Annotated in this window: 16 protein-coding genes; all 16 read right to left on the minus strand. The window is 54.8% G+C overall.

Annotated elements, in window-relative coordinates:
* Positions 1 to 280 precede the first annotated feature (280 nt).
* The 16 genes from BV494_RS07660 to BV494_RS07735 all read right to left on the minus strand — a co-directional run bounded on the left by BV494_RS07660 (position 281) and on the right by BV494_RS07735 (position 17,413).
* Positions 281 to 1,015 carry an SDR family NAD(P)-dependent oxidoreductase gene (locus tag BV494_RS07660; RefSeq protein ID WP_104922326.1) on the minus strand — a complete coding sequence of 245 codons (735 nt, stop codon included), beginning with the start codon at positions 1,013 to 1,015 and terminating at the stop codon, positions 281 to 283.
* A gap of 3 nt (positions 1,016 to 1,018) precedes the next feature.
* Positions 1,019 to 1,267: an acyl carrier protein gene (locus BV494_RS07665; protein WP_104922327.1), complete on the minus strand. Its 249-nt coding sequence runs from the start codon at positions 1,265 to 1,267 to the stop codon at positions 1,019 to 1,021.
* A 53-nt stretch (positions 1,268 to 1,320) separates the two neighbouring features.
* Entirely contained in the window at positions 1,321 to 2,136 is an 816-nt protein-coding gene (locus BV494_RS07670) for a MaoC/PaaZ C-terminal domain-containing protein (protein ID WP_104922328.1), read from the minus strand.
* A complete protein-coding gene (locus BV494_RS07675; RefSeq protein ID WP_104922329.1) occupies positions 2,133 to 3,404 on the minus strand; it encodes a beta-ketoacyl-[acyl-carrier-protein] synthase family protein in 1,272 nt (423 codons plus the stop codon). Before BV494_RS07675 ends, BV494_RS07670 begins: the two co-directional genes overlap by 4 nt.
* Positions 3,405 to 3,407: 3 nt before the next feature.
* The gene (locus tag BV494_RS07680) at positions 3,408 to 4,793 is read right to left on the minus strand and encodes an efflux transporter outer membrane subunit (RefSeq protein ID WP_104922330.1); all 1,386 of its coding nucleotides are present in this window, start codon (positions 4,791 to 4,793) and stop codon (positions 3,408 to 3,410) included.
* Positions 4,790 to 6,736 (minus strand): MacB family efflux pump subunit, encoded by a 1,947-nt coding sequence (locus BV494_RS07685; RefSeq protein ID WP_104922331.1) that lies wholly within the window; start codon positions 6,734 to 6,736, stop codon positions 4,790 to 4,792. Before BV494_RS07685 ends, BV494_RS07680 begins: the two co-directional genes overlap by 4 nt.
* Positions 6,729 to 7,919, minus strand: coding sequence for an efflux RND transporter periplasmic adaptor subunit (locus BV494_RS07690; protein ID WP_104922332.1), 1,191 nt, complete (start codon positions 7,917 to 7,919; stop codon positions 6,729 to 6,731). Before BV494_RS07690 ends, BV494_RS07685 begins: the two co-directional genes overlap by 8 nt.
* On the minus strand, positions 7,919 to 10,066 hold the full coding sequence (locus BV494_RS07695) for a peptidase domain-containing ABC transporter (RefSeq protein ID WP_104922333.1): 2,148 nt from the start codon (positions 10,064 to 10,066) through the stop codon (positions 7,919 to 7,921). Before BV494_RS07695 ends, BV494_RS07690 begins: the two co-directional genes overlap by 1 nt.
* Positions 10,067 to 10,123: 57 nt before the next feature.
* Entirely contained in the window at positions 10,124 to 11,071 is a 948-nt protein-coding gene (locus BV494_RS07700; RefSeq protein ID WP_104922334.1) for a lysophospholipid acyltransferase family protein, read from the minus strand.
* A complete protein-coding gene (locus BV494_RS07705; RefSeq protein ID WP_104922335.1) occupies positions 11,071 to 11,748 on the minus strand; it encodes a DsbA family protein in 678 nt (225 codons plus the stop codon). The genes BV494_RS07700 and BV494_RS07705 overlap by 1 nt, the downstream gene beginning before the upstream one ends.
* 180 nt (positions 11,749 to 11,928) lie before the next feature.
* Positions 11,929 to 12,120 carry a DUF4762 family protein gene (locus BV494_RS07710; protein ID WP_104922336.1) on the minus strand — a complete coding sequence of 64 codons (192 nt, stop codon included), beginning with the start codon at positions 12,118 to 12,120 and terminating at the stop codon, positions 11,929 to 11,931.
* Between the two features lie 540 nt (positions 12,121 to 12,660).
* Entirely contained in the window at positions 12,661 to 13,305 is a 645-nt protein-coding gene (gene cheZ / locus BV494_RS07715; protein ID WP_104922337.1) for a protein phosphatase CheZ, read from the minus strand.
* 10 nt (positions 13,306 to 13,315) lie between these two features.
* Entirely contained in the window at positions 13,316 to 13,705 is a 390-nt protein-coding gene (gene cheY / locus BV494_RS07720; protein ID WP_104922338.1) for a chemotaxis response regulator CheY, read from the minus strand.
* Positions 13,706 to 13,752: 47 nt separating this feature from the next.
* Positions 13,753 to 14,802, minus strand: a complete 1,050-nt coding sequence (locus tag BV494_RS07725) for a protein-glutamate methylesterase/protein-glutamine glutaminase (protein WP_104922339.1) — start codon at positions 14,800 to 14,802, stop codon at positions 13,753 to 13,755.
* Positions 14,802 to 15,674 carry a protein-glutamate O-methyltransferase CheR gene (gene cheR / locus BV494_RS07730; protein WP_104922340.1) on the minus strand — a complete coding sequence of 291 codons (873 nt, stop codon included), beginning with the start codon at positions 15,672 to 15,674 and terminating at the stop codon, positions 14,802 to 14,804. The genes BV494_RS07725 and cheR overlap by 1 nt, the downstream gene beginning before the upstream one ends.
* Positions 15,675 to 15,742: 68 nt before the next feature.
* The gene (locus BV494_RS07735; protein ID WP_104922341.1) at positions 15,743 to 17,413 is read right to left on the minus strand and encodes a methyl-accepting chemotaxis protein; all 1,671 of its coding nucleotides are present in this window, start codon (positions 17,411 to 17,413) and stop codon (positions 15,743 to 15,745) included.
* Positions 17,414 to 17,477 lie beyond the last annotated feature (64 nt).

The raw sequence follows: 17,477 nt of genomic DNA on the forward strand, positions 1-17,477 counted from the left end.
TGTTTTTTATCAGGTTTTATTGGCGAACAAACCCGGAAAGAGACAAGGAGTTTTCTTAGCCCTTGCCGGTGTTTTTTTCACCCTACGAACATTTATTTTTCATAGTGCAAACAAACAGGCACACAAAGGCGAGAGCTGACGATTGAATGAGCGGGAATGTGTCAAAACAGAAATCGTCAGAAGGGAATCTGACAGAAAGTGGCGGAAACACGAGGGGGAATCAAACAAAATCAGGACGCTTAGCGTCCTGATTACACAACGGAAAGAAGCGGGGAAAATCTCAGGCGGAAAGACCGCCGTCCAGAACCAGCGTCTGGCCGGTCATATAGGCACTGTCATCGCTGACCAGCCAGGAGACCGCGCCAGCCACTTCTTCCGGCTGGCCAAAACGCTTGAGCGGGATCGTTTTACGGATCCCCGACAGCACGTCTTTCGGCACGGTATCGAGAATTTCCGTGCGGATGTACCCCGGCAACAGGCAGTTAACCCGCACGCCAAAACGCCCCAGTTCGATGGAAAGCGTCCGGCTGACGCCGATCATCGCGGCTTTGGTGGCGGCATACGCCGTCTGGCCGCTGTTACCTTTAATGCCGGTGACGGATGACATCATCACCACCGACCCGCCACCCTGCAACATCATCGGCTCCAGTAAGTGCTGATTCCAGTAGAAGATGGCGTTCAGATTGGTATCCATCACTTTTCGCCAGTTTTCGCTGGTCTGATGAATATGCAACGCATCGAGCGTAATCCCGGCATTGTGTACCACCGCATGTGGCGCGCCCAGACGCGCCAGCAGCGCAGCGGACAACGCCGCCACCGCCTGTTCATCGCGGCCATCACACTGATGCCCTTCTACCGAACCCGGCAATCCGGCACACGCCTGCTCCAGTTCAGTGCTTTCCATTTCGCTGTTCTGCCAGGTGAAAACGACATTCCAGTCTTTTGCCAGCCGCATGACCGTGGCACGACCAATGCCACGACTTCCGCCGGTCACGAGGATCCATTTATTCTGCATGGCTTATTGACTGTGATCGCTGAGGTACTGGCACAATTCGCGCAGTGAAATGTGCGGATTGTTGATGAACAAATCGGCTTCCACCGACACGCCAAATTCCTTTTTCGCCAGCACCATCAGTTCGACATAATCGAGGCTGTCCAGCTTGAGCTGGTGAAGCGGCGAGTCAGGCGTTAAGGCATCGGGTTCCAGATCTTTCGCATCGCACAGCATTTCGCTAACTTTTTCATAAACTTCATCGTATTGCGCCATTTTTTAGTCCTTTAATATCATTATGTTGGAGTAAATATCTTAAAAATTGAAATTCAAAGCGTCAGCGGCCCGGTTTTGAGCGTCACGGTCACCGTCATGAGCGGGTCTTTCCCCCGCCATGCCTGCAGGCTGGCGAGCAAAATCAACCCTGAATGCTTATCACCGGTTACCAGCGTCGGCAGCACGGCGTAATCGAAACCTTCGCAGCACGCCGCTTCTGTGCCCGCCGCCAGCAACGAACGTGAAAAACGGGTTTCATGATGCGTCTGTACCACCTGCACCAGACTGAAAACCTCGCGCAGGCGTGTCGCCCGGACTTCCGGCAAAATGCTGCGCACGGTGTCCAGCGTGTCGGGCGACTGAACCAGCTGACGAAACAGCACCGCGTCCATAAAATTCCAGACTGCCACCGGTTTTCCACCGTGCGGGAAATCCTGATAAAACGACGTCAGGGTTTGCGCAGAAAGTGAAAACGTCTGCGTCACCGGCGCTAAATTCACGCTACCCGTGCCGGTCAGTTTGCTGCTGATACTGACCTGCCCGGAAGCCTCTTTGCCCAGCAGATTGCCGCTTATCTGCATGTGCCCACGGCGCACCGTTTCACTCAGCGCCAGCTGATATGGCTGATCGCAAAGCACCGGTTCGCGCAGGCGGCTGATAAAACTGAAACCGTCAGCGCCGGACGCGTCTTTTTCCATCCGGGCACTCAGCGCCGTTTTGATATCGAGCATCGCGCGCATACCGTGAACGCATAAACCGTCCAACCCCAGCCGTTTGGCTTCGGCGTGATCAAAATGAATCGGATTATCATCACCGGAAAACTTCGCCCACGTTTCGGCATCGCGCAGGCTGTAGATAAACGACATCATTGCCCCCGGCTGATCACCAGCGCCGCGTTCGCCCCGCCGAAACCAAAGCTCAGGTTCAGGGTGGTATTGATCTGCGCCGGACGGTGCTGGTTCGGGATGTAATCCAGATCGCACGCCGGATCCGGGTTATTCAGATTGCAGGTCGCGGGCATAATCTGGTGCGCCAGCGCCTGAAGACACACGATAGTTTCAAAACTGCCCGCCGCGCCTATCAGGTGACCGGTATAGGATTTGGTGCTGGAACACGGCGTGGCGTAAGCCACTGCTTCGCCCAGCGCCATTTTGATCGCTTCAGTTTCGTTGAGATCGTTAAGCGGCGTGGAGGTGCCGTGCGCGTTGATGTAATCGAGGTCACCGGCCGCGATGCCTGCCTGATCCAGCGCGTGACGGATGGTCTGTACCCGCGCAATTTTGTCGGCGGCCGGCGCGGTAAAATCAAAGGCGTCGGAGAAATTCCCGTATCCGCAGATTTCGCCGAGGATAGTCGCGCCACGCGCCAGCGCGGTTTCGCGATCTTCCAGACACAGCACCGCCGCGCCTTCGCTGAGCACAAAACCGTTGCGATCCAGGCTGAACGGGCAGCAGGCGCGGGTAATTTCTTCCTGTTCGCTGGCCAGTGCGCCGAGCACGTCGATATTCCAGACCGCCGAATCCGAACGCAGCGATTCCCCCGCCCCGGCGAGCATCATTTTCGCCCGCCCGTTGCGGATCAGTTCAAACGCATCACCGACCGCCATGGTGCCGGTGGCGCAGGCCGCGATTGTCGTATTCTGATAGCCACGCAGGCCCCACAGCAGGCTGACCGCCGCCGTCGCAGAACTTGGCATCGAGAAGAAACAGCCAAACGGTGAGCCCATGCCGGTTCGCAGAAAATCGTCATAATGCACCTGCGTTTCATCCTGCCCCGCCCAGCCGGTGCCCATAATGGCACCGCAGTCCAGCAGATCGTAATACTGTTCAGGATGTTCATCGCCGAAAGCCATTTTCATGGCTTCCTGTGCCGACGCGAGTGTCAGACGGGCATACCGCGGCAGGCGACGGCGGATGGCCGCCGGCACATTTTTCAATACCGGTTCGTTTTCAATCAGCCCGTAGAAACGCGATTTAATCCCGGCCGCCGATTTGTCGCAGTACTGATAACCCGCTTTGTATGCCATGATCGCCGCCCAGCTTTCTGCCGCATTCATGCCCAGCGGCGTGACCGCGCCGTAACCGGTGACCACCACCCGACGCGGGCCGTTAGCGAGTTCAGACAGTTCCTTTTCCATCACTTATCCTTTCTGATTCATTGTGTTGTCTTCCCCGCCGCCCAGCGCCAGCCAGAGTTTCAGGGTGGAGTAGAGATAATTGTATTGCGTGGCGATCAGCGTATTTTCGCTGTCCAGCAGAGAATCCTGGGCATCCAGCAAGGTCTGAAACGTCACCGATCCGTTGCGGTACTGGCTGTCCACCAGCGTCAGACGCTGGCGGCTCAGTTCCAGATTCTGCAACTGACTCTGTTTTTCCTGCTGATAGGTCTGGCGTTGCGACTGCGCGTTATCCACATCCTGCAACGCGCTGTAAACGGCGCTGCGGAACTGAATCGCGGCGGTCTGCACATCCAGCCCGGACTGTTCCACCGTCATCTGCACTTTGTTCCACTGGATAAACGGCAAATCGAGCGCCGTGCCCAGCGTGCGTGCCGGATTACTGAACCACTGCTGAAAGACCGCCGCGCCCGCGTTCAGCGAACCATTTAAAGAAAGCGACGGATAAAAACTCAGCCGCGTAACGTCAGAACCCGTCAGCGCGGCGCGTAAATTCATTTCGGCTGACTGCACATCCGGCCTTCTGGCAATCACCTCAACCGGCATGCGGCTGGCGACCGGTACGGTCTGGTGGAAATCCAGCGAACGGCGTTCAGCGGCAAACTGCCCGGCGGGCCGGTTAAGCAATATCGCCAGCGCGTTGCGCGATTCTTCGCGCTGCTGAATCAGATCGCGCAGGCTGTTTTCCCGCGTCAGCACTGTTTGCTGCGCCTGCAAATAATCAAGCTGGCCGAGATCGCCCGCGCTGAAACGCGAGGTGACCATTTTCAGCGTCTCATGCGCGATCGTCAGGCTTTGCTGCAATGTGGTGATCTGCTGATTCAGGCTGGCAATCTGCCAGTAGAGCTGCGCCGTGCTGCCAATCAGCGTCAGCGCGGTGGCCTGCAAATCTGCGGCAGACGCTTTCGCCAGCCAGTCCGACTGCTCGCGGGTTCGCGCCAGTTTCCCCCACAAATCCAGCTCATACGACGCCGACAGCCCGTTGGCATAACTTTCCACCGGCGTGGTGGACTTGTGCATATTTTTGGTGTTGCTGGCCGACGCGTTGGCCGTGAAATCCGGCGTCAGATTGGTATCCGACAATCCGGCAGTCAGCCGCGCCTGTTTCAGTTTGATCCCGGCAAGCGCCAGATCGTTATTGCTTTGCAGCGCGGCATTGATCACCCGCGACAGCTGCGGGTCGTCAAAGTTATCCCACCAGTGCGGCGTGAATTTCGCATACGCGGAACCGGTGTCCTGAAAGCGCCAGGCGTCAGGCACAGAGAGCATCGGCCTCTGATAATCGCTTTTCAGCAGTGGCCCGCAGCCGCTCAACATCAGCGTGAGGGCGATAAGCGTCAGTTTGTTCATTCGCGTGCCAGCGCCTCCGTCGGGTGCAGACGGGCGGCATTACGGGCCGGGAAAAAGCCGAACCCCAGCCCGATAAGCGCGGAGAATCCGCAAGCCAGCAAAATAGGCGGCCAGGTGAAAATCATGGTGAATTCCTGCGTAACCTGAGAAAAAATCAGCCCGGCAAGGCCGGAACCGGCAATACCAATCAGCCCGCCGAGCGTACAAATCACCATGGCCTCAATCAGGAATTGCCGCATGATGTCTGCCGGGCGTGCGCCCACGGAAAGGCGGATACCAATTTCATGCGTGCGCTCCGTGACCGACACCAGCATGATATTCATGACCCCGACGCCGCCGACCAGCAGGGAAATCCCGGCAATGGCGGTGATCAGCAGCGTCATAGATTCCGACGTTTTTCGGATCGTTTTGGTCATCTGATCGTTGGTCATCGTGAAAAAATCACGTTTACCGTGCGCCGAATCCAGCAACCGCTCGACGTCTTTCTGCGCGTCTTCAATCGGGAAATTGTCGGCAATGCGCAGCGTGATGGATTGCAACGGCGTATCCCCGGACATGCGTTCCATCAGCGACGTATAAGGGATCCACGCACTCAGCTGTTCGCCGATGTATTTCGGCCCTTTTCTGTCCGCCACGCCAATCACCCGGTAAGGCACACCGGAAAGCTGAACGATCTCGCCCACCGGATTTTCGCCGCCGGGAAACAGCGTGCTGCGCACACTCTGATCGATGATCACCACCGGCTCGCGGTCGTCGAGGTCGCGGCGGGTAAAATGATTTCCCGACGCAAAATTCAGCCCCTGCACGCGGAAAAATCCGTTGCTGACGCCGGACAGCGAAACCAGCACCTGCCGCCCGCCGCGTATCGCGATAACCGTTTTACTGACCACCGGCGACAGACTGTCGATAAAGGGCTGACGCCCGAGCAGTTCTACGTCGTCCAGCGTCAGCGAACGTTCAAAATCCGGACGCGGTTTATCCCAGCCCAGACCGGGCTGAATTTCGATGGTGCTGGTGCCGAGCTGGCTGATCTGACTCAGAATGCTCTGCCGCGCGCCTTCGCCGACCGCCATAGAAGAGACCACCGACGAGATGCCAATAATAATGCCCAGCATGGACAAAAACGCGCGGACGCGGTGCCCGAGCAGCGATCGCCACGCCATACGCACGGCTTCTTTGATGCCCTGCCAGGCCGGAGAACGGCCCGTTGCAGTGGTCGCCGGCAAGCCCTGCGGCTGCCCCTGTTCTGCCACCGGATTAACACTGTCGGCGATAATCGCCCCGTCGTGGATCTCCACAATGCGCTGGCACTGGCGGGCGATATTGCGGTCGTGCGTCACGATAATAATGGTATGCCCGGCCTGATGCAGACCGTGCAAAATCGCCATCAGTTCCTGCCCGCTGCTGCTGTCCAGCGCGCCCGTCGGTTCATCCGCCAGAATGATCTGCGCGCCGTTCATCAGTGCGCGGGCAATACTCACGCGCTGCTGCTGGCCGCCGGAAAGTTGCGCCGGACGGTAATCCAGACGGCTGCCCAGCCCGAGGCGGGTGAGCAAATGCGTCGCGCGGTTCTGACGTTCAGCCGCAGGCATATCGGTGTACAGCGCCGGTATGGCGACGTTTTCCGTTGCCGTCAGATACGGCATCAGGTGATAACGCTGGAAAATAAAACCGATGTACTGGCTGCGCAGTTGCGCCAATTGTTCGTTGCTGGCCACGCCCGTCGGCACATCCATAATGCGCATGTTGCCTTCTGACGGTTTATCCAGGCAGCCAAGAATATTCATCAGCGTGGATTTACCGGAACCCGATGCGCCGATGATGGCCAGCATTTCCCCGGCATGTACGCGCAGGGAAATGTCTTTGAGCACGGTAACGGCCGCATTGCCTGAGCCAAAATGCCGGTAAATATGCGCAAGTTCGATTAACGGAGACTCAGCCATTGACGGCTCCTGAACTGCCCTGCAACGACACGACGCGCTCGCCTTCCTTCAGCCCTTCTTTAACTTCCGCAAACTGTCGGTCATTAATCCCCACGCGGATCAGGCGTTGCTCAACGTTTTTCCCGTTCACCACCTGCACCTGATACTGGTCTTTCCCCTGCGGCTCGCCGAGCGCGACAACCGGCAGACGCAGCACGTTTTTAGCCTGCTCAGTGACAATAAATACCTGCGCCGTCATTGATGTACGCAGCACATGGTCGTGATTGGGCACACTGAAAACGCCGTTGTAATAGACGGCAGACTGCTGCTGCGATGTCGTCGTACTGGCGGTGTCGTCCTGCAAAGCGTCATTCGGCGCGTCCTGCAAGGTGCCCATCACGCTTTCATAACGGTGTTTCGGATCCGCCACCACGTAGAACCACAGCGGTTGCCCGGCGTGAACTTTCAGAATGTCCGTTTCTGAAATACGGGTCTGCACGGTCATGGTATCGACATTCGCCAGCACCAGAATGGTCGGCGCGGTTTGTGAGGACACCACGGTTTGCCCTTCTTTGGTGACGATGCCCAGAACCTGACCGTCAACCGGCGCGAGGATCCGCGTATAGCCCAGATTGGCTTTCGCCGTTTCCAGCGACATCTGCGCCTGCACAATCTGCGCTTCATTCACTTTGACCTGCGCCAGTTGCGTATCGACTTTCGCCTGCGCCTGCTCCAGCGTGCTGCGGATCCCTGAACCTTCACGGTCCATCTGCCGCTGGCGTTTCAGTTCCAGCTGATATTGTTTGAGGGTAAAAAGTGATGCCTGTTTCTGCGCCACGGCGCTGTCCAGCTCGGCTTCGGATTTACGTAATTCGCTTTGCTGTAAGGTCGGGTCGATTTCGGCCAGCAACTGGCCTTTCATCACCTTGTCACCGGCGCGGACGTACAGTTTTTTAAGCTGACCGTTAACCTGCGCGCCCACGTTAACCTGTACGGACGGCTTGAGAATGCCGGTCGCCAGCACCGTTTTTTCGATATCGCCGCGGCTGACTTCTTCCGTCACCTGCGGAACTTCGGTGCGGTTCAGCGCCTGCCAGAGCATAAAACCGGCGACGACCAGAACAATCATCAGCGCGCCAATCAACGCAAAAACAACCCGGCGTTTTCTGACCGGCAGCGCCTGTATTTTTTTTAATCCGGACATCACGCCTCTTCTCCCTGAGCGATTCGGTGGCTGCCAGCCGTAGCACCGTAAGATTCCACGCGACGCTGATTCATCCGGCAAATGCGGTCAAACATCGTCAGGGTGGTTTCGCTGTGCGTGACGGTGATCAGCGTTTTCTGATACTGGCGGCAGTGCTCAATCAGTGTGTGCATGACCTGCAACGCCGTAACTTCATCCAGATTGGCCGTCGGTTCGTCCAGCACCAGCACCGGGCAATTGCTGTACATCGCACGCGCCAGCATCAGACGCTGACGCTGGCCGAGGGACAACGCCGGATGGCTTTCACGGATCAGCGCATTCTGTTTCCCCGGCAAACGGTCAATGACGTCGGTCAGGTTCAGCCCCTGAAAAGCCTGATCCACGCGCAGCTGTTTCTGTGCATCAAAATGCGGATCAAACAGCGTGATGTTTTGAACCACTGAGGCGTTGAACAGGATGTCCTCCTGGCTTTGCAGGAAGAACAGTTTCTGCGCCTGACGACTGCTTACAGGCTGACCGTCGGCCAGTATTTCACCTGACTGCGGTTCAATCAGCCCGGCGATCACTTTCAGCAGCGTGCTTTTGCCCGCGCCGCTTTGCCCGACAATCGCCAGCGCTTCACCGCGACGCAGCACCATCGACAGGTTTTCCAGCACTGGTTTGCCGGGTTCATAGGCAAAGCAGATATCGCGGTAAGTCAGTTGCTGATTGAAATGCGCCACCGGCGGCAGCGTTTCGCCGTACCCTTCTTCACTGACCGGCGCGGACGGGAACAGATCCTTCGCGCGGGTATCGATAACGTGCAGCTGATTTTTCTGTAAAACGGAGAAGAAAATCTGCGTGATGTACGCGGTAAAAATCTGGCGCACAAAGCTGTAGGCGAAAAACTCACCGAGAGAAATCAGGTTATCTTTCAGCAGCGGCAGCGCCAGCAGCATGAAGAACACCATCTCAAGGCTGCCGATCAGCTGATACAGACTGCTTTTCACCTGCTCGTAAACGTTCTGCTTCTGGCGGCAGTCAAACAGTGATAACGCATAAGCGGCAAACACACCCTGACGCTGGCTGCTCAGCCCTGCTGATTTTATCGTGGCAAAACCCTGAATAGTTTCGAGCAGAAAATCACTCTGCTCGGCGCTTTTCACCTGAATTTGCTGGGTGTAAAAACGGTCGCGGAAAATGGCCCAGACGCTGACCAGCCCCATCAGGGTGACGCCCACCGCAGAAATGGCGGCCAGCATCGGACTGATGTAACACATCACGCCGAGCGCAATTGCGCCAACAATCCAGTTCACGCGCAGGCCGTTGTCCAGCTCGATTTTTCTGGCAGCGGCGAGCTGCCAGTTAGAGAAACGGCTGTAGATTTCGCCGGGGCTGCGCTTCTCAAAATAGGCCAGGGAATTCGTCATCAGCCGGGCAAAACCGCTGACACTTTGCATCACCACAAAGCGTTTGATGAACCGCTCTGTGACGCTGCGCACGGCAAAAGCCAGCAGCGTGGAAATCACGAAGGCCAGCAGATAATAGAAGTAAGGGAAATCGGTTTTCCCGCCGGATGAGAACACATTATTGATGGCGCTGCTGACCATGACCGGCATGATAAACAGCGTCAGGGACACCAGAAATGCCAGCATCATCAGGCTGTAAATGCCCGGAATGCCGGCGGTTTCTTTCAGGCTCATGCATTCAAGCGCACGGAAACGGCGGTTTTTTTTCACCTTTTCGGGGACGGGTTTTGCGGTTGCTGCGTCTTTATCGAGCACCAGCGCATAACCGCTGATTTCAGATTTCAGCGCCGCCACCGGCAAAAGCTGTTCGCCAATCGCCGGGTTCATGACGCAGACATAACTGCCCTGCCGGTAAGCCAGCAGGACATAGTGACTCGCGCCATAGTGCAAAATCGCCGGTAACGGCAGTTCGGCCAGCTCTTCCAGATCGAAGGCGACAGGATACGCGGGGATCGACAGTTCATTGAGAATGTCGCAAAGCGTGGACAGCGCGGTGCCGTGCGCCGATGCGGGGAAACGTTCACGCAGCGCATCGAGCGGCGCGTCAATTCCCTGCGTTTCGGCCAGCATGGAAATACAGGCCAGCGCACATTCATTGGTTTCAGCCTGATAAACCAGTCTGGGAATAATATTATCCATAAACAAACGACCTCAACATACTATTCTTATCAGTAATATCCCTGCACGCACTTTGGTTTATTCATTAATAAAAAAGAGTGAGTGTGAATGCCACAGCATCCAGTCAGTGGAATGTTCGCTTATACTTCGTTCAATAATCCCCGGCATTTCGTTTTTCAGTTTTTTTGCCGGTACCGGTTCATGCACCGATATTTTCAATCCTTTATCATAATAAAGATGATAAAAGACGACCTGCGCCGACATCATTCTCGCCAGCCGGATAATTCCGCTGTGCAGATGGGCCGGACGATCAAATATCCGGCACGGAAATTTTTCGCTTTTATCCTTGCTGGCAAAATTCGTGAAATCGGGCGTGATGTCAGGAAAGAGAATAATATTGCGTTTATTCTCTGCCGCTTCCATCACCGACGTCATCATGTTGCCCGCCAGGGTTTTGTTATTGTCGTGAATTGAACAGTAGGTCAGATCGAGACCGCCCAGCTGCCGTTCAGCTTCATCATGCGCATTGGCACTTCTTGACGTAATCACCGTCGCTTTACCCGGATACGCCGCCGCGCCTACCATGGTGGAAAGCACGTCCGACACCATGTGCAGCGGCGCCAGAATCACCGGCTGTCCGGCACGCTGCAGCGGCTCAACCACGGCGTTCAGCGCCGCACTACAGGCTGCCAGTTCGCGTAAAGCGCGACGGTTTTGACCGTACGTCACGGCCTGGATCAGCAGCTCGCGACGCCGGGTTTGCCAGATATAATTAAACGTTCTTTTATCGTTAAGCAGACACTTTCTGTTTGAATGGGCGACCGCAGCACGCAGTTTAACCGCGCGGGGTGTCAGCCCCGGAAAACGTCCGAGCCGGGACAAACCCAAAATAATGCGGTAATCAATGTGCCGGAATAATAAACAATGCGCCCTGTAACCGATAAGCCGGAGTTTATAGAAAAACCACATCAGCCTGACCGACAGGTTTTTCCAAAACAGAGCGCACCACAGGGCGAAGAATTTCATTATTTCTCCAGCGCCTTGTCATGTTCTAATAATGACAGCAAATTATCAGAGAACGCCGGGAACTCGCGATCCTGAATGGCAACCCATTTCTTATTCACAATAAAAATTGGCGTGGCATTAATATCGTAGTACTGAGTGACTTTCGTCATGTAATCCAGCAGTTCTTTCACTTCAGGCGTCTGGCTGACTTTATTATAGTCATCGACGCTAATTTTATTTTCCTGAAGCCACGCAGCGCGTTTCTCTGCATCGCCCAAATCAATTTTGTTTTTGAGCACGGCGTCATAAGCACTTTCGCGGTGTGCCTCTTCGATCCCCATGACCTGAAGCGTCGCAAATACCGGTGCAAAACGTGCCAGCCCGCCCTGATTGTCGAGACTGAAATGCAGACGCACCAGTTTTTTACCTTCCGGCATACGCTTTTCCAGCGCTTCCACGTTCTTTTCATTCAGCGCGCAGAAATGACAGCCATAGGAGAAAATCTCGATAATGTCCTGCCCGTCTTTGATCGGGCTTTTTGATAACTTGTCCGCGCTCAGGAAAGTCAGAGTCTGCTGCTCTTCTTCACTGCTATTCTGATTTAAGACAAAATAATGGAACCAGGCGGTGGTAATAAGCGCTGAAATAACCGCGACAAAAACGGTATAAGCCAGAATGGGGAGTATTCTTTTTTTCATGGAAGGCTTTTCATCCTGAAAGTTAACGCGATATTTTTGACGACTCCCTGTTAATAAATACTTTCAATGGTGATTATTTTACAGGAGCCAGGTGGGCGTTGTATTACTGCAATACAACGCCCGATCAGAACAAATATGACTACCTGAATTTATTCTGACTTACAGAGAGAAAATCTACTCTCAGCCTACGCTACCGCAGTTGATGATCGCAGCAGCAGTAAAGGTTTTAGTCACAACGCCGTTTTTGTCAGTACAAGTTTTAACAGCGTTACACACGGTGGCATTGCCAACCAGGTTCAGTTCGAAGCTGTTAACGCAAGTAGTGGTGCCGCCAACGATTGTGCTTGCTTCAGTCATGTTGATCTTTTTCATGTGATATCCTTATTTAATTACCTGTTAAGAGTTAATTGAGCACGACTCAATTTATAAACATAACGTTTATAAAGAAGAATTCGACCCGGATGCAGGAAATAGTTTTATTTACTTCCAGAATTCACCGCTGCCTGATGGAATTATTATTTCCCGACAGCGCAGTGGCGAATGCGGCGTATTGTATCGGCGGTTTTTTAATTCAGCAATACACCCTGCAGGCGACATTTCACTCAATATTTACAGGTAACCCACAGTGAATGCAGGATATTTCTTATTAACTATTCAGACCTGAAGATAACGGATAATTTTCACCTACCCCTGAGACAGATCTGGATTAATTTGTTTCCAGGATTTTTCCCGGATAAAAGCAGGAGCACAGGATCCTGCGACATGAATTTTTTTTAAAATAAATCTGACAAAATCACTTAAGTGGCTTTGCGGGCTGAAAATGCGGGAGAAAGGGAGGAAAATACAGCACGGGGAGACGTTTTCCCATCCGCCTTCTGAGTCTTGAAAGCGGACGGGCAAACATTCTGGACATCAGAAACCTAACGAATCCAGCAGGTCGTCGACCTGTTCTTGCGAAGCAACAACACCGACGCCGTTCGCGTCGAGTTGCGGGCCGTTAAGCAGACTGTCGTTTTCACGCTTGGCTTTCACTTGCTGCTCAGGAATGTTTTCCATCAGCACCATCAGCAGCTGATTTTCAATTTCCTGAACCACAATCATCATGCGCTTAATCACCTGACCGGTCAGGTCCTGGAAGTCCTGCGCCATCATGATTTCCATCAGCTGAGCATTGGTAAAGCTGGTGTGCTCAGGGACTTCTTTCAGGTAGCTGCGGGTATCCGTGACCAGTTCGCGCGCATCCGATAATTCAATCGGGTTCTCAAACCATTCATCCCAGCGCTTATCCAGCTTTTTCGCGCCAGACTCAAGTTTGTTCTGACGTGGCTGTGCGGCTTCGACGCTGTTCAGGGCGCGTTCCGCGGCCTGAGCGGTCATGGTGACAACGTAATCCAGGCGGTCACGCGCATCCGGAATGGCTTCCGCCGCCTGAGCAATGGCCTGATCCAGGCCAAGCTCACGCATACTGTCACGCAACATACGGGTCAGTTGCCCAATGCGGGCGATTATCTCGCCCGCGGTTGCCGCATCATTTGCAGGCATTGGTATTTCTGCCATAAATCAGCTCCTACATGCCCAGTTTTTCGAAGATTTTGCCCAGTTTTTCTTCCAAGGTGGCCGCAGTGAAAGGTTTCACCACATAACCACTGGCACCGGCCTGTGCGGCTGCCACAATGTTTTCTTTCTTCGCTTCTGCCGTGACCATCAGCACCGGCAGTTTGGCTAATGCGCCATCAGCGCGGATGGTTTTCAGCAGATCCAGACCGTCCATGTTAGGCATGTTCCAGTCGGATACCACGAAGTCAAAACCACCGGCACGCAGTTTGTTCAGTGCATCGACACCGTCTTCCGCTTCTTCAACGTTGTTGAAGCCCAGCTCTTTCAGCAGGTTGCGCACGATACGACGCATGGTAGAGAAATCGTCAACTACCAGAAATCTCAGATTTGGATCGGCCATGTTTTATCTACTCCTAAGGTTTGGTACTAAGCCGCGAGGCTGAAAAATTAAATACGTAATGCCTGACCGGCTGATATTTGTGCCAGCATCCGCTGACTGATTTGACTGAGATCCACCACTTCGTTTACGCCACCGGTCGCGATAGCCTCACGAGGCATACCGAAAACCACACAGCTGGCTTCGTTTTGTGCAAGGGTGTAAGCCCCTGCGCGGTGCATCTCCAGCATGCCGGCGGCCCCGTCATTGCCCATTCCCGTCAGGATCACCCCAACGGCATTGCGTCCGGCATACTGCGCCACCGAACGGAATAACACGTCGACCGACGGACGATGGCGGTTCACCGCCGGACCGTCGTTCAACTTAACCTGATAGTTAGCGCCGCTGCGCGCCAGTTCCATATGTCTGTCGCCCGGTGCGATATACGCATGGCCCGGCAGAACACGTTCGCCGTCTTCGGCCTCTTTCACGGTGATCTGACACAGTTTGTTCAGACGGTCGGCAAAAGAGCGGGTAAAACCCGGTGGCATATGTTGCGTAATCATCAGCGCCGGACAGGTCGGCGGCAGCGGCTGCAACACATGACGAATCGCTTCGGTACCGCCGGTAGACGACCCGATGGCAATCAGTTTTTCACTGCTCAGAAGCGGCGTATGGCTGAGAATGCGCGGCTGCTCGATGTTGACGTTTTTGTTCAGACGCGCTTTTGATGCGGTCCGGATTTTATCGGCAATCATTTCGCTGTAGGCCAGCATCCCTTCGCGGATACCCAGCTGCGGTTTGGTCACGAAATCAATCGCCCCCAGTTCCAGCGCGCGCAGCGTGATTTCCGAACCCTTTCCGGTCAGTGACGACACCATCACCACCGGCATCGGACGCAGACGCATCAGTTTTTCCAGAAAATCCAGGCCATCCATGCGCGGCATTTCGACATCCAGCGTCAGAACATCCGGATTAAATTTCTTGATAAGATCGCGTGCGACCAGCGGATCCGGCGCGGTCGCCACCATTTCCATATCCGGATGGCTGTTGATAATTTCTGTCATCAGCTGACGCATTAACGCCGAGTCATCGACGCTCAACACTCTGATTTTATTCATTACCTCTCCTTGGCGAGGCCGTAGACAGTCTGGCCGCGCAAATAAAATTCCCGGCTGATTTGGCTGAAGTTTTCGGAGTGTCCGGCAAACATCAGGCCACCCGGTTTAAGTAACGGAACAAATCGGCGTAAAATTTTCTCCTGTGTTTCTTTATCAAAATAAATCATCACATTACGGCAGAAAATTGCATCAAACGGCCCGTTTAACTGCCACTGGCTTGCCAGCAGATTGAGTTGCTGGAAAGCCACCATCTGCGTCAGCTCAGGGCGCGCACGCACCAGACCACTGTGCGGGCCGGTGCCTTTGAGGAAGAATTTTTGCAACTGCTGCGGGCTGAGCGTGCGTAATTCTTCCAGCCGGTAAACGCCCGCCGTGGCTTTTTCAAGCACCTGCGTGTCGATATCACTGGCCTGAATGCGGCAGTTTGCCATCTTCGGCCCCAGCGCTTCGCTGAGCGTCATGGCGATGGAGTAAGGCTCTTCACCGGTCGATGCCGCCGTACTCCACACGCTGTAATTGTTCGGACGCGAACGGGCATGCTCCGCCAGAATCGGGAAGTGATGCGCCTCGCGAAAAAACGCCGTCAGGTTGGTGGTCAGGGCATTAATAAACGCCTGCCACTCCGCGCTGTTGCTGTCACTTTCCAGCAAAGCCATGTAACTGCTGAAATCATTGAGTCCGAGGATCCGCAACCGCCGGACCAGGCGGTTGTAGACCATTTCGCGTTTATGGTCTGCCAGTACAATGCCCGCACGCTGATAAATCAGCTCACTGATCCGGCGGAAATGCGTATCTGACAGCGGTAACCGCTGGATCATCTGTGCCATGATCGAAGTGTTATCAGCACTCATTGGCGAGCCTGGTTGATTCATGGTGCAGCTCCATTAATGGACAGGTGGTAGTACGGAAACCCAATTGACGCTTCATTCAGATTGACCTGTCAGAAGGTTTCCCAGTTATCCGCCGTTCCCGCTTTCGCGGTTGCCGGAAGTAACGCGGGTTGGGCCACCTGGCGTGGTGTAAAGGCCTGCGTCTGGCCAGTGCGGCGTGACGGGACGCCTCCTGTGGACGCAAGGCGGAACACCGATACTGCACGGGTCAGGTTTTCAGATTCAATTTCCAGCGCATGCGTTGAGGCAGCGGCCTGCTGTACCAGCGCGGCGTTTTGCTGAGTCACCTGATCCATTTGAGTCACGGCAATCGATACCTGTTCGATACCACGACTTTGTTCGTCTGACGCGGAGGCGATTTCACCCATGATGTCGGTGACGCGGGTCACGGCGCGCACAATGTCATCCATCGTGTTACCGGCGGATTCCACCAGTACAGAGCCCTGACTGACACGGCTGACCGATTCATCAATCAGCGCCTTAATTTCTTTGGCGGCCTGCGCACTGCGCTGCGCCAGGCTGCGAACTTCACCGGCCACGACCGCAAATCCGCGCCCCTGCTCACCGGCACGCGCCGCTTCTACTGCGGCGTTCAGCGCCAGAATGTTGGTCTGGAAGGCGATTCCGTCAATCACGCTGGTGATTGCGCTGATTTTCTTCGAGCTTCCGGCAATATCATTCATGGTTTTCACCACGTTGCCGGTCAGTTCGCCGCCTTTCTCTGCGGTATTGGATGCATCGCGCGCCAGCTGAGTCGCCTGACGGGCATTCTCGGCGTTTTGTTTCACGGTCGCGGTCAGCTCTTCCATGCTGGCGGCGGTTTCTTCCAGCGCCGAAGCCTGTTGCTCGGTGCGGGAAGACAAATCGGTGTTCCCTGTAGAAATGCCTTTCAGGCCGGAGAACATGGTGTCAGCGCCGTGACGCACGGTACGGACAGTTTCGGCCAGCGAGTGCTGCATCTGTTGCAGGCTTTCGAGCATCACTTTAATTTCGTAGCGCCCTTCCACTGTGATCGGCGCAGAGATATCGCCGGCACCGATACGGTCAAAGTGACCGCGCATGATGGTCAGCGGCGTGAACAGAATGCGACGGGTCACAACCAGCGCCAGCGCCGTCAGAACCAGCAGCAGTACGGTCACGATAGTGGTGTTGATCATCACGCTCTGATAAGAGTCGGTGGTTTGCTCTTTGGCTTGCTGGAAGCGGCCGCCGATGTAAGCGTTGTAACTGCTCACTTCTTTCTGGAACAGATCCTGATATTTTTGGGTCGGGCTGGCGAGGAATGCCTCCATGTCACCGCGCGATAACGACTCAATCAGAACCTGCAACATCCCGTGCAGCGCTTCATAACCCGCCTTATTGACGGTGGTCAGTTCAACGGCTTTTTCGGTTCTGCGCGGCAGAGCCAGGAAAACCGCATAGGCATCTTCAGCACTTTTCAGGCTGGTTTTCGCATCGCCCATCAGTTGCGTGACGGTTTCCTGAGGCTGTTTCAACGCCAGGCGCGTCGCCGCACGGTTCAGGGTGTTACGGGTTTGCAGCAAATATGACCAGCTCTGGCTGAGCGCATCACGCTGTTCGGCGGTGCTGGATATCTGCTCAAAATTCAATTTATCCGTGTGGGCAGCTTGCAGCGATAAACCGCTACTGACCAGTTGCATAACGAAAAACACTAACAACAACAGAAACATGCAGGTGGACACACGGATGTGCTTAAACATGGATAACCTCGTTGGGTGACAGCCCTGACCGTCACCCTCTTTCTTATATCCCTTGATATAGAGG

The sequence above is a fragment of the Rahnella sikkimica genome (assembly GCF_002951615.1).
Lineage (GTDB): Bacteria > Pseudomonadota > Gammaproteobacteria > Enterobacterales > Enterobacteriaceae > Rahnella > Rahnella sikkimica.